The following is a 12,474-nucleotide window of genomic DNA, read 5'->3' on the forward strand; positions in this document are numbered from 1 at the left end:
GGGAGGCAACAGATGGCAACGACCGGCACGACCACGAAGAATCAGAAGAAGCGCAAGAAGAAGCAACGCAGCGGCAAGGTCAAGAAGCAGGCGACGACGCAGTCCCAGCCGACGACCGCAACCACGCCGGTACCGGTGACCAAGAAGGCCAAGACCAAGACCAAGCGGCCGGACATCTCCATCGACGTCGGCAGGCCCCTGGACACCCCGAAGGACCGGTACGACGCGGACGTCGAGGCCAACGCGAGCGCGCTCGACAAGATCTACGACCGGTACTACGACGGCAGCGGCAAGCAGAAGAAGATCGCCAAGCTGAGGACGCGGCTGTACTCCTTCATGGGCAAGGGGACCACCGACTACCTCAAGGCGCCCATCGCGCTGAAGGACTTCCAGAGCTTCGTCTCCAAGGGAAAGCAGGTCTACCGGGTGACCAGCCAGAGCCTGGGATCCGCGGCGTCGACGGACCCGAAGGCCGTCGAGGCGAAGCTGGCCGACGGCGACTACTTCCGCGTCTACAACGAGGCCTACGCCGGGACCAAGGCGGACCTGGCCGGCAAGGCCCGGCGCATCATCGTCAACGTCAAGACCCAGGAGGCCGCGCTCAGGGTGTCCGAAGCGCTCACCACGCTCTACGGGAACAAGGACGTCGGACCCTTTGTCCGCCAGTTCAAGGTGTTCTTGTCCGGCAAACAGGGCAACACGGCCAAGGTCAAGTACGACAAGCTCGTCGTCTACTACCGGACCGGCGACTCGCCGGACAGCTCGGACAAGGTCGGCGACGCCATCGCCTCGACCATCGAGAAGGCGGCCAAGCCGAGCGATCGCGAGACGGCCTTCGCCCCCTTCTACTCGCGGGTCGCACCCGGCATCGCCTGGTCCGAGGAGCCCAAGTACTACGTCAGCACGCTCACGGGCAGCTTCACCAAGACACGCCGCGACATCATCGCGGGCGTGATCGAGAACAACCCGAACATCACCGACAAGGCCGCCTTCGCCAAGCTGGTCGCGGACGCCTTCAGGGCGGCGAAGGTGGACGCCGACAAGCCCGCGCAACACCTCTAGCCGACGCGCTCGGCGAAGTCGCGTAGCGCCTGCTCGTAGCGTGCCGGGTCGACGTTCCACGAGCCGACGTGGCCGCCGCCGCGGGTGCGGAACAGCGTCACCAGGTCCGGCCGGGCCCTCGCGAACTCCAGCGAGGGCCCGATCGGCACCGAGGCGTCGTCATCGTCGAGGAAGATCAGCATCGGCGCCTTGAACTCCTTGGCGTGCCGGACCTGGTCGATGTCGTCGAAGGACACCCCGGTGCGCAGCGAGATCACCCACTTGCCGACCGACGCCAGCCACAGCGGCACGCCCTGCTGCTTGGCGCCCAGCTCGATCGGGGCGTTCCAGTCCATGACCGGGCTGTCCAGGATCAGGCCCTTGATCGGCTCGTCCGGCAGCCTGCGGGCCGTCATGGGGGCGATCCCGCCGCCCATCGACATGCCGTAGAGGATCACCCCGGTCGCGCCCTGCGATTTGGCGTAGGTGATCGCCGAGCCCACGTCCTGCCACTCGGTCGCGCCCAGGTGGTACTTGCCGTCGCCGGCCGGCGCGCCGAGGTCGTTGCGGTAGCTGATCCCCAGCACCGGCATCCCCAGGCTGTGGAAGACCGGCACGAACCGCAGCGCCTCCGAGGCGTTGGCGTTGCGCCCGTGCACCGCGATCACCCAGGTCTTCGACGTCCCCTCGGTCTGCCAGGCCGGGTACCCCTTGATCGAGATCTTCCGGTACGGCAGGCCGAGCGCCGCCGTGGGATCGGAGGGGTTGCCGTACATCCACCGGTCCAGGTAGGCGCGGACCCCGGGTTTCAGTTCGCCCTGCCGTACCTTGACCAGTTCGCGGGTGACCGAGCCCTGGCCGGCGGAGATGACGTGGCCGACGGTGGCGTTGCCGCCCTTCCAGGTCAGGCCGTAGGTGCCGGGCTCGGTGGCCTCGCCCTCGAACGTCACCTGGTCGGCGGTCACCGCGGTCACCTCCAGGGGATAGGAGTCCCCGTGTGAGGGGTCGATGACCATGCCGGAGTAGTACCAGCCCGCTCCGGCGACGCCCGCGACGGCCAGTAACAGGACGATCGCCGCGCCCCAGGCCAGTAACCGCTTCATGGGCGAATCATAGACGCGCGTTGGATTAAGTGATTAGATCACTTGATATGTCCGAGGTGACGCGGCCCACACTGTCCGATGCTCTGACCGAGCGCATGCTGGAGCTCATCCGCGAGGGTGGGCACCGGCCGGGAGACCGGCTGCCGTCGACCAGGGAGCTGTCCCAGCGCTTCGCCGTCACCACCCCGACGCTGCGCGAGGCGCTGCGCAGGCTCGAGGCCACCGGGGCCATCGAGATGCGGCACGGCTCCGGCATCTATGTCGGAGCCGCCATCGAGCGGATCGTGCTCCCGAATCCGAACATGCGTGAGATGGCCGGCGCCCAGCTGCTCGAGCTGCTCGGCGCCCGCATCGTGATCGAGCCGCCGCTGGCGGCGATGGCTGCCGACCACGCGACCCGAGAGGATCTGGGGTCTCTCAGGCACGTGCTGGAGGAGGCGGGCAGACATCTTCGCGGCCAGGACGCGGAGCTGCACGAGGCCAACATGACCTTTCACCGGGCGACGGCACGGCTGGCGGGAAACAGCGTGCTGGACGAGGTCGTCGACTCGCTGCTCACGGTCCACGGACCCGAGCAGCAGCAGATCCTGCAGATCTTCGACGACCGGCGTCGCGACTACGACGAGCACCTGGCGATCCTCGAGGCCATCGAGGCGCGTGACGCCGCCCAGGCGGAGGAGCGGATGCGCTCCCACCTGCTGGACGTGAAGACGGTCATAGAGAACAGGTTGTAATCCCCCCAAGTGAAACAAGGAGGCCGGTGCATGATCCGGTCACGCGTAGCCACGCTCTCCGTGGTGGCCCTGATGGTGGCCGCCTGCGGTTCGAACGCGGAGGCGCCGAAGAAGAAGACCGAGCTGACGCTCTACAACGACAAGGGCGCGTGGAGCAAGTACTTCGAGGCGATGGGCGCCCTGTCCAAGCAGCAGATCAGCCTGAACATGAAGCCGGTCGGCTACACCGACTCGGCGCAGTACCAGGCGTTCATCAAGGCCTCGTTCCGCACGAACGTCAAGCCTGACCTGTTCACCTGGCAGACCGGGGGGATGCTGCAGGAGATCGTCAAGCAGAAGCAGGTGGCCGACACCTCCGCCGTCTGGCAGGAGGCCATCAAGGCGGGCGACCTCTCGCCGGATCTCCAGCCGTACTACACCGTCGACGGCAAGCAGTACTGCGTGCCGCTGAACGTCGCCTACTGGGGGATGTTCTACAACAAGAAGGTCTTCGACAAGTACGACCTGCAGCCCCCGACCACGTGGGACGACCTGGTCAAGATCGCCGACACGCTGAAGAAGAACAAGGTCACGCCCTTCTACCACACCAGCGTGCTGTTCTCCTTCGTCTGGTTCGAGCAGCTGATGGCCGGCACCGATCCGGATCTGTACGACAAGCTGTCCACCGGCAAGGCCAAGTACACCGACCCGGGCGTGGTCGCGGTCATGCTGAAGTGGAAGCAGCTCATCGACGCCGGCTACTTCGTCAACCCCGGCGACAAGACCGACCCGGCCGACCTGCTCAAGACCGGCAAGACCGCGATGGTCTCCTTCGGCACGTTCTTCAACACCAGCATGACCCAGCGGGACATGAAGGCCGGCGAGGACTACGGCTTCTTCGTCATCCCCAACGCCAACCCCTCGCTCCCCAAGACTTCGATGATCTTCGAGAGCGGCCCGCTCTGCTCCCTGGCCAAGGCCCCCGACCCCGACGCCAGCACGAAGTACCTGAAGTGGTGGACCACCGACAAGGCGCAGGAGACCTGGGCCACCAGCCGCGGCGACGTCAGCGCCAACCCCAAGGTCGCGATCAAGGACGCCGCACTGGCCGACGTCACCAAGGACGCGGGCAGCGGCAAGTACCGCCTGGTCAACCGCTACTTCGAGGCCACGCCCCCGCCGATCCTGACCGCCGCGCTGGACGGGTTCGGCAAGTTCGTCACCGAGCCGGGCTCCTACCAGGAGGTGCTGCAGACCATCCAGAAGGCGGCCGACGAGTACTGGAGCACGCATCAGTGATGCGCGCACCGATGCTGGGCCGATTCCGCTCCGGTTACGTCGCGCCCGCCGTACTGCTGGTGGCCCTGCTGCTGTACGCGCCGTTCCTGTGGACCGCGTACCTCAGCTTCACCCAGTACGACGGGCTGGCCGATCCGGAGTGGGTCGGTTTCCACAACTTCGCCAAGCTGCTCGACGACCCGGCGCTGCTCACCTCGATCAGGAACACGCTGCTGTGGGTGGTCGGCACCATGGTGCTGCCGGTGGGCGTCGGCCTGCTGGTGGCGGTGCTGTCCTACGACATCAAGGGCGGCGCCTGGTTCCGGGTGCCGTTCATGCTGCCCTACGCGCTCAGCGGCGCCGGCCTGGCCCTGGTGTGGAGCCCGATCCTGTCGCACGGCGGGATCGCCAACCTGCTGCTCGGCGTCGACACCGCCTTCCTGCAGGTGGCGCCGACGAACACGCTGGCCATGCTGATGGTGTGGACCTGGCAGCAGGTCGGCGTCAACACGCTGCTGTTCGTGGTGGGCCTGCAGTCGATCCCCAAGGAGCCCATCGAGGCCGCGCGGCTGGACGGCGCCTCGGGATGGCGGCTGTTCCGGCTGGTCATCTGGCCGCTGATGCGGCCACTGACCGCCGTGGTGGTGGGGCTGGCGCTGGTCGCCTCACTCAAGACCTTCGACATCGTGTGGGTGCTGACCCAGGGCGGCCCGGGGCGCAACTCCGAGACGCTGGCCGTGACCATGTACCGCGACACGTTCGTGGCCAGCGAATACGGCTACGGCTCGGCCGTGGCGGTGATGCTGACCGTCGTCACCGGGCTGGCCTCCTACCTCTACCTCCGGAGGCAGGTGCGATGATTCGCCGCGCTGTCCTGATTGTGCTCGGGCTGATCTGGCTGGGGCCGACCTACCTGTTGCTGGTGAACGCCTCGCGGCCCGCCGCCTCCTACGACCCGTCGCAGGCGTGGGTGCCCTCCGGCGACTTCGCGCTGTTCAGCAACTTCTCCGCCGCCATCGAGAAGGCCTCGCTGGGCCAGAGCCTGACCAGCACGCTGCTGTACGCCCTGGTCTCGCCGCTGTTAGGCGTGATCATCGGGGCGCTGGCCGGGTACACCATCGTGGTGTTGCGGCTGCGTGGCGGCTTCTGGTGGTTCATGCTGATCTTCGGCGGCACCATCTTCCCGTCGCAGATGCTGCTGATCCCCCTGTTCGTGGGCTACAGCGACGCCGGCCTCTACGACAGCCGCCTCGGCATGATCCTCATCTACACGGCCATCAACGTGCCGCTGGCCGCCTTCGTGCTGCGCAACTTCTACACCGGCGTGGCCTTCTCGATCTTCGAGGCGGCCCGCATGGACGGCGCCACCACCTGGCGCATCTTCTGGCGCATCTACCTGCCGCTGTCGCTGAGCGCGCTGGCCGCCGTCTACATCCTCGAGTTCACCTTCGTGTGGAACGACCTGATCTTCGGCCTGACGCTGTCGCAGACCGAGAGCGTCAGGCCGGTGATGCCGGCCCTGGCCGGGCTCATGACCGACGTCTACGCGGGTACGCCTGTACCCGTGGGGCTCGCCGCGGGGCTGGTCGTCTCGCTGCCGACGGTCGCGCTTTTCCTCGCCACCCAGCGCCTCTTCGCCCGAGGCCTGTCTCTAGGGAGTGTCTGAATTGACCAGCCGGTTGCTGCAGCGGAGCCTGGGCTCCCCGGACTACGACGGGATCAGGCAGGCGCTGCGCAACGACACCTCGACCCCGGTGATCAGCGTGCGCGGCCTGGAGGTTCGGGTCGCCGTGGTGCCGCTGTTCACCCACGACGGCCGCCAGGCGGTCCGGGTGTCGAGCAACCAGCCGCTCACCCACGTGCTGGTCGGCGTCGACAGCGCCACCGGCACCGACGTCACCCTGCTCGTGCCCGAGGTCGACGCGCCGCGCACGTTCACGCTCGAGTCCCGTGACGACGCCGGGCTGATCGGCACGGCCCAGGTCACGGTCACGCCGCAGCGCAAGTGGAGCGTGTTCGTCGTCCACCACTCCCATCTGGACATCGGCTACACCGACCCGCAGGGCACCGTCCTGCGCCACCACCTCGACTACCTCGACGCGGCCCTACGGCTGGCCGATGAGACCGCCTCGTGGCCGGACGACGCGAAGTTCCGCTGGTCGGTCGAGTCGTCGATGCCCGCGCTGAAGTGGCTGGAGGCGCGGCCCGCCGAGCAGGTCGAGGCGTTCATGCGCCGGGTGCACGAGGGCGTCATCGAGGTCACGGCGCTGCCGTTCCAGCTGCACACCGAGGCCTGCTCGACCGAGGAGCTGTACCGCCAGCTCCGCTTCACCGAGCGCTTCCCTACCCGCTCGGCCATGCACACCGACGTGCCCGGGGCGGTCGTCGGGCTGATCGACGCGCTGAACGCCGCCGGGGTGCGGTACCTGGCCGCCGCGCACAACTGGGCCGGCCGTTCGGTGCCCTACCTGCACGGCGGCGACAAGCTGACCAGGCCGTTCCGCTGGCGGGCGCCCAGCGGCAGGGAGCTCCTGGTCTGGTTCACCGACACCCCTCATGGCATGGCCTACATGGAGGGCAACACGGTCGGGCTGACCGACTCCTACGAGCTGGCCGACGACCTGCTGCCGCGCTACCTGTCCGCGCTGGCCTCCCGCGGCTATCCCTACGGGCCTGGCACGTTCGGCTGGCAGGGGCCTGACGCGCCGCGCGAGCCGTACGAGCTGGACGCGCTGCACCTGCGGGTGCAGGGGGCGCACGCCGACAACGCGGGGCCGTCGATCGTGCCGGCCTCGATCGTCAAGCGGTGGAACGAGCAGTGGGCCTACCCGCGGCTGCGCTCGGCGGTCAACTCCGACTTCTTCCAGCACGTGGAGTCGAAGTACCACGACCAACTGGCCGTGCACGAGGGCGACTGGACCGACTGGTGGGCCGACGGGCTCGGCTCGGGCGCCCGGCCGCTGGGCTACGTCCGGCGGGCCCAGTCGGCGCTGCGGGCCGCCGAGACGCTGCACACGCTGGCAGGAGCGGACGCCACCGGCGAGATCGAGCACGCCTACGACAAGGTCGCGCTGTTCAACGAGCACACCTGGGGCGCGGCCAACCCGTGGGAGGACGCCGAGGAGGCCGGCGACTCCGGCGGGCTGCAGTGGACGCGTAAGTCGTCGGGCGCCTACGACGCCCAGGACGACGCCGCCGACCTGCTGCACGCCGCGACCCGCCGCTTCGGCGCCGCGCTCTCCGAGGGGAAGTCTTCGGGGCTGGCCTCCTTCGCGGTCTTCAACCCAGGCACCGGGGCGCGGACCGACGTGGCGCGCATGTTCCTGCCGCGCGACGTGGTCCCCTACGACGCGCCCATCGCGCTGGTGGACGCGCGGACCGGCGAGACGGTCCCGCACCACGAGGAGCTGGTGCATCCCGACGACTGGCCGACCCGGCCGATCGGACGCCACCTGCACGCCGTCGTACCGGATATCTCTGGATTCGGGTATGCGCGGATCGACGTCGTGGCGGCCGAGACACAGGCGCCGGAGCCGGTCGAGCTGCCACTGGACGGCGTGATCGAGAACGAGTACTACCGGGTGACCTACGACGTCCGCGAGGGCTACATCGGCTCGATCTTCGACAAGGCGGCCGGGCGGGAACTGGTCAACACCGAGGCCGCCGCCGGCTTCGGCCAGTACGTCTACGACCGCTACGCCACCGCCCCGCACTTCAACCACCTGTCAGGCCACGTCGGAGCGCACGACAGGACGCTGCTCGGCGATCGCGCCATCGCGCGCAACGCCACGATCACCAAGGTCCAGCGGACCGCGGTGGGGGAGCGGCTCGTCGTCGAGCTGCAGGGCAAGGGCGTCGACTGGCTCCGCACCACGATCGAGCTGCACTACGGCGTGCCCCGGCTCGACCTGACCTACCAGCTGGCCAAGCAGGGCACGCCCGCCAAGGAGGCGGTGTTCCTGGCGTTCCCGTTCGCCACGGGAAAGCCGACGGCCTGGGAGCTCACCGGCGGCGTCGGCGGTCCCGACGTGCCCAGGGTGCCGGGCTCGGCCGAGTACATGCTGCCGATCCGGCACTGGATGGCCTTCGAGGACCCCGAGCTGACCGTGGCCTGGGTCACGCTGGAGGCGCCGCTGGTGCAGGTGGGCACCATCCACATGCCCTACGCGCCGTTCCCGCCCACACTGGAGGAGGAACCGGGCACGGTCTACTCCTGGGCGCTCAACAACATCTGGGACACCAATTTCCCTGCGCAGCAGCAGGGTGAGACCACGTTCCGCTACGCGGTCACCTCGGCCGCCGGCGTCCCGGGCCACCGGCTCGGCGCGCAGGCCGCCGCAGGCCTGTGCGACCCGTTCGTCGGCGCGCTGCTGCCGGGTACGGCTCCCGCCACGGCGACCTACGCCTCGGTCGACCATCCCGACGTGGTGGTCAATTCGATCAGGCAGGCCGCCGATGGTGAGCGCGTGGTCAGGCTCCAGTCGCTGGCCGCCGAGCCCGTCGAGGTGACGCTCACGATGCCGGGGCTGCGGTCGGCCCGGGTGAGCCCGGGACTGGCCCATGGGATCGCGGACGCGGAGGTCGTGGACGAATCGGTGAAGGTGGCGCTGCCCGCGTGCGGGGTGGTCGCCGTTTGGGGGACTTGTGAAGATCGTTGACATCCGGGCCACGACGGTCGCCGTCCCGCTCGAGGCGCCGCTGCGGCACAGCAACGGCGCCCACTGGGGCCGCTTCATCCGGACGATCGTCGAGGTGGAGGCCGACAACGGGCTGGTCGGCCTGGGTGAGATGGGCGGTGGCGGCGAGAGTGCCGAGGCGGCCTTCCGCGCGCTCGTGCCGTACCTGGAGGGACATGATCCTTTCCAGCTCGAGGCATTAAGGTTCAAGATCGCCAATCCGACGGCGTCGCTGTACAACAACAGGACCCAGCTGCTGGCCGCCATCGAGTTCGCCTGCCTCGACCTGATCGGGAAGCACCTCGGCGTGCCGGTCCACGACCTGCTGGGCGGGCGGATCCGCGACGAGGTGCACTTCGCCTCCTACCTGTTCTTCCGCTACGCCGCCGAGGGGTACCCGGAGATCAGGACGCCCGACCAGCTCGTCGAGCACGCGCGCGAGCTGAAGCGGGCGCACGGCTTCACCGTGCACAAGCTCAAGGGCGGCGTGTTCCCGCCCGACTACGAGCTGGAGTGCTACCGCGCGCTGGCCGCGGCCTTCCCCGACGACCGGCTGCGCTACGACCCGAACGCGGTGCTGTCGCTGGGCGAGGGGCTGCGCTTCGGCCGGGCCATCGAGGACCTGAACAACGACTACCTGGAGGACCCGGTCTTCGGCCTGGAGGGGCTGCGGCTGGTGCGCGAGCAGGTCAGGGTGCCGCTGGCGACCAACACCGTGGTGGTCAACTTCGAGCAGCTGGCCTCCAACGTGCTGCGCCGCAGCGCCGACGTGGTGCTGCTCGACACCACGTTCTGGGGCGGGATCCGGCCCTGCGTGAAGGCCGCGGGGGTGTGCGAGACGTTCCAGCTCGGCGTGGCCGTGCACTCCTCGGGCGAGCTGGGCATCCAGCTGGCGACCATGCTCCACCTGGGCGCGGTGCTGCCGAACCTGACCTACGCCGCCGACGCGCACTACCACCAGCTGCGCGACGACGTGATCGAGGGAGGCAAGCTGCCCTACGCCAACGGGCGGATCGCGGTGCCCACCGGGCCAGGGCTCGGGGTCACGCTGGACCGCGCGCGGCTGGCCAAGTACGCCGAGCTCTACCGGGAGCAGGGTGGCTACCCCTACGACCGGGATCCCGGCAGGCCGGGGTGGTTCGCGCAGGTGCCCAACGAGCGGTTTGCAGATCCGGATATTTCTCAGGAAGTCCCGACATAATGAGCTTTCATGTCGGATGCACCTGTTGAGAAGTCCGCCGAGCTCGCGGACAACCTGGTCACCACCTCGCACGTGCTGCCCTCCGGGCAGGCCTACACCGCCACCACCGGGACCCTGGTTCTGCGCGAGGAGGTGCACACCGACGGGAAGTTCGACGGGCACCGGCCCAAGGCGCAGGTCTTCCTGACCAGCTACACGCTCGACGGCGCCGACCCGCAGACCAGGCCCGTCACCTTCGCCTTCAACGGCGGGCCCGGCTCGTCGAGCGTCTGGCTGCACCTCGGCGTGCTCGGGCCGCGCCGGGTGGTGATGGGGGACGCGGGCTCGCTGGCGGCCCCGCCGTACGCCATCGCCGACAACGCCGAGACGCTGCTGGTCGACAGCGACCTGGTGTTCATCGATCCCGTCTCGACCGGCTACTCGCGGGCCGCCGAGGGGGAGAAGCCGGAGTCGTACCACGGGTTCACCGGCGACGTGGAGTCGGTCGGGGAGATCATCCGGCTGTGGACGACGCGGAACGGGCGGTGGATGTCGCCCAAGTTCCTGGCCGGCGAGTCGTACGGGACGATCAGAGCGGCGGCGCTGGCCGACCATCTGCAGACGCGCTTCGGCATGTACCTCAACGGGATCATGCTGATCTCCTCGATCATCGACTACGTCACCAGCGAGTTCAACGAAGGCAACGACCTGGCCTACGCGCTGTACCTGCCGACCTACGCCGCCATCGCGCACCACCACGGGCTGCACGGAGACCGGCCGCTGGCCGACGTGCTGCGTGAGGCCGAGGAGTACGCCTCCCGCGACTACCCGTGGGCGCTGGCACGCGGCAGCCGGCTCACCGCCGACGAGCGGGCGGCGGCCGTGCAGCGGGTGGCCGCGCTGACCGGTCTGTCGCAGGACTACGTCGACCGGGCCGACCTGCGCATCGAGCACATCCGCTTCTTCACCGAACTGCTGCGCTCCCGCAAGCAGATCGTCGGCCGCCTGGACGGCCGCTTCACCGGCTGGGACATCGACGCCGTCCGCGAGCGCTTCGAGCGCGACCCCAGCATCAGCGCCATCATGGGGCCCTACAGCGCGGCGCTGCACCACTACCTGAACGACGAGCTGGACTTCCACTCCGACCTGCCCTACGAGATCCTCACCTCGCGGGTGAGCCCGTGGTCGTTCAAGGAGTTCGAGGGCTCCCACATCAGCGTCACCGGCAAGCTGGCCGCGGCCATGCGCGACAACCCACACCTGCGGGTCCACGTCGCCTCCGGCTACCACGACGGCGCCACCCCGTACTACGCCGCCGAGCACGCCTTCGCCCACCTGCCGATCCCGGCGGCGCTGGCGGGCAACATCGAGTTCAAGTACTACGAGGCCGGCCACATGATGTACGTGCACGAGCCCAGCCGCCTGCGGCAGGCCGCCGACCTGGCCGCCTTCGTACGACACGTGGCGTAATCTGCAATACATGTGTCATTGACGCCGTTTCCCCGGCTGACCAGCATGAAAAGCATGGGGAGACGGGTCGTCATCGTCGTGTACGACGGGTTCCAGATGCTGGACATGGCCGGGCCCGCCGACGTGTTCGCGCTGGCGGGGATGCTGGCCCGCGAGCCGTACGACGTCGAGGTGACGGCCGTGGCGGCGGGAGCCGTACGGGCGCAGAACGGCGTGAGCGTCACCGTCGGCACGCCGCTGGCCGAGATCGACGGGCCCGTCGACACGCTGCTCGTCGCCGGCGGCATCACCACGATGGACCTGCTGGAAGATCCCGCGCTGATCGGCGGGATCCGCCGGCTGGCCGGCCTGGCCAGGCGCACCACCTCGGTGTGCAGCGGGTCGATGTTCCTGGCCGAGGCCGGGCTGCTGGACGGGCGGCGGGCGACCACGCACTGGGTGGCCTCGGGCCTCATGCGCGAGCGGTACCCGGACGTCCAGGTCGACGAGGACTCGATCTACGTCAGGGACGGCGACGTGTGGACCTCGGCTGGCGTCACCTCCGGCATCGACCTGGCGCTCGCGCTGGTCGCCGAGGACCACGGCCACGAGATCGCCAGGGACACCGCCTGCGGGCTGGTCGTCTACCTGCACAGGCCGGGCGGGCAGAGCCAGTTCAGCATGCCGATGAGCACCGCCGTGCCGCGCGACGAGCCGCTGCGCGAGCTGCAGGCCTACATCGACGCCAACCCCGACGGCGACCTGAGCGTGCCCGCGCTGGCTCGGCGGGCCGGCATGAGCGAGCGGCACTTCTCGCGCGTCTTCACCGAGCAGACCGGGCTGTCGCCGGGACGCTACGTCGAGCGCAGCCGCGCCGACGCCGCGCGCAGACTGCTGGAGATCACCGACCACCCGCTGGACCGGGTGGCCAGGGAATGCGGGTTCGGCAGGCCCGAGACCCTCTACCGCGTCTTCCGCCGGAACTGGCGTGTCTCGCCGGGCGACTACCGGCGCCGATTCAAGGAGAACTGACC

General features: G+C 69.0%; 10 protein-coding genes. 9 read left to right on the plus strand and 1 reads right to left on the minus strand.

Going from position 1 to position 12,474, the window contains the following annotated elements:
* Window positions 1-12 precede the first annotated feature (12 nt).
* Window positions 13-1,062 (plus strand): T3SS effector HopA1 family protein, encoded by a 1,050-nt coding sequence (locus ACIBHX_RS49170; protein ID WP_397075531.1) that lies wholly within the window; start codon window positions 13-15, stop codon window positions 1,060-1,062.
* Here ACIBHX_RS49170 and ACIBHX_RS49175 read toward each other — a convergent pair.
* Window positions 1,059-2,144 (minus strand): alpha/beta hydrolase, encoded by a 1,086-nt coding sequence (locus ACIBHX_RS49175; protein ID WP_397075533.1) that lies wholly within the window; start codon window positions 2,142-2,144, stop codon window positions 1,059-1,061. The genes ACIBHX_RS49170 and ACIBHX_RS49175 overlap by 4 nt on opposite strands.
* A 47-nt stretch (window positions 2,145-2,191) precedes the next feature.
* On the opposite strand from ACIBHX_RS49175, the gene ACIBHX_RS49180 reads away from it, so the two are divergent.
* Genes ACIBHX_RS49180 through ACIBHX_RS49215 form a run of 8 tightly spaced genes read left to right on the plus strand, consistent with a single transcriptional unit; the run spans window position 2,192 to window position 12,472 of the window.
* Window positions 2,192-2,878 (plus strand): FadR/GntR family transcriptional regulator, encoded by a 687-nt coding sequence (locus ACIBHX_RS49180; RefSeq protein ID WP_397075535.1) that lies wholly within the window; start codon window positions 2,192-2,194, stop codon window positions 2,876-2,878.
* A gap of 30 nt (window positions 2,879-2,908) precedes the next feature.
* Entirely contained in the window at window positions 2,909-4,156 is a 1,248-nt protein-coding gene (locus ACIBHX_RS49185) for an ABC transporter substrate-binding protein (protein WP_397075537.1), read from the plus strand.
* Window positions 4,156-4,995 carry a carbohydrate ABC transporter permease gene (locus ACIBHX_RS49190; protein WP_397075538.1) on the plus strand — a complete coding sequence of 280 codons (840 nt, stop codon included), beginning with the start codon at window positions 4,156-4,158 and terminating at the stop codon, window positions 4,993-4,995. The genes ACIBHX_RS49185 and ACIBHX_RS49190 overlap by 1 nt, the downstream gene beginning before the upstream one ends.
* Window positions 4,992-5,801 (plus strand): carbohydrate ABC transporter permease, encoded by an 810-nt coding sequence (locus tag ACIBHX_RS49195; RefSeq protein WP_397075540.1) that lies wholly within the window; start codon window positions 4,992-4,994, stop codon window positions 5,799-5,801. The genes ACIBHX_RS49190 and ACIBHX_RS49195 overlap by 4 nt, the downstream gene beginning before the upstream one ends.
* Before the next feature lies 1 nt (window position 5,802).
* Window positions 5,803-8,793, plus strand: coding sequence for a glycoside hydrolase family 38 C-terminal domain-containing protein (locus tag ACIBHX_RS49200; protein ID WP_397075542.1), 2,991 nt, complete (start codon window positions 5,803-5,805; stop codon window positions 8,791-8,793).
* Window positions 8,780-10,012 carry an enolase C-terminal domain-like protein gene (locus tag ACIBHX_RS49205; protein ID WP_397075544.1) on the plus strand — a complete coding sequence of 411 codons (1,233 nt, stop codon included), beginning with the start codon at window positions 8,780-8,782 and terminating at the stop codon, window positions 10,010-10,012. The genes ACIBHX_RS49200 and ACIBHX_RS49205 overlap by 14 nt, the downstream gene beginning before the upstream one ends.
* Before the next feature lie 9 nt (window positions 10,013-10,021).
* On the plus strand, window positions 10,022-11,461 hold the full coding sequence (locus tag ACIBHX_RS49210) for a S10 family peptidase (protein WP_397075546.1): 1,440 nt from the start codon (window positions 10,022-10,024) through the stop codon (window positions 11,459-11,461).
* Between the two features lie 54 nt (window positions 11,462-11,515).
* Entirely contained in the window at window positions 11,516-12,472 is a 957-nt protein-coding gene (locus tag ACIBHX_RS49215) for a GlxA family transcriptional regulator (RefSeq protein WP_397075548.1), read from the plus strand.
* Window positions 12,473-12,474: the final 2 nt, after the last annotated feature.

The organism is Nonomuraea sp. NPDC050536, assembly GCF_044457685.1.
Taxonomy (GTDB): domain Bacteria; phylum Actinomycetota; class Actinomycetes; order Streptosporangiales; family Streptosporangiaceae; genus Nonomuraea.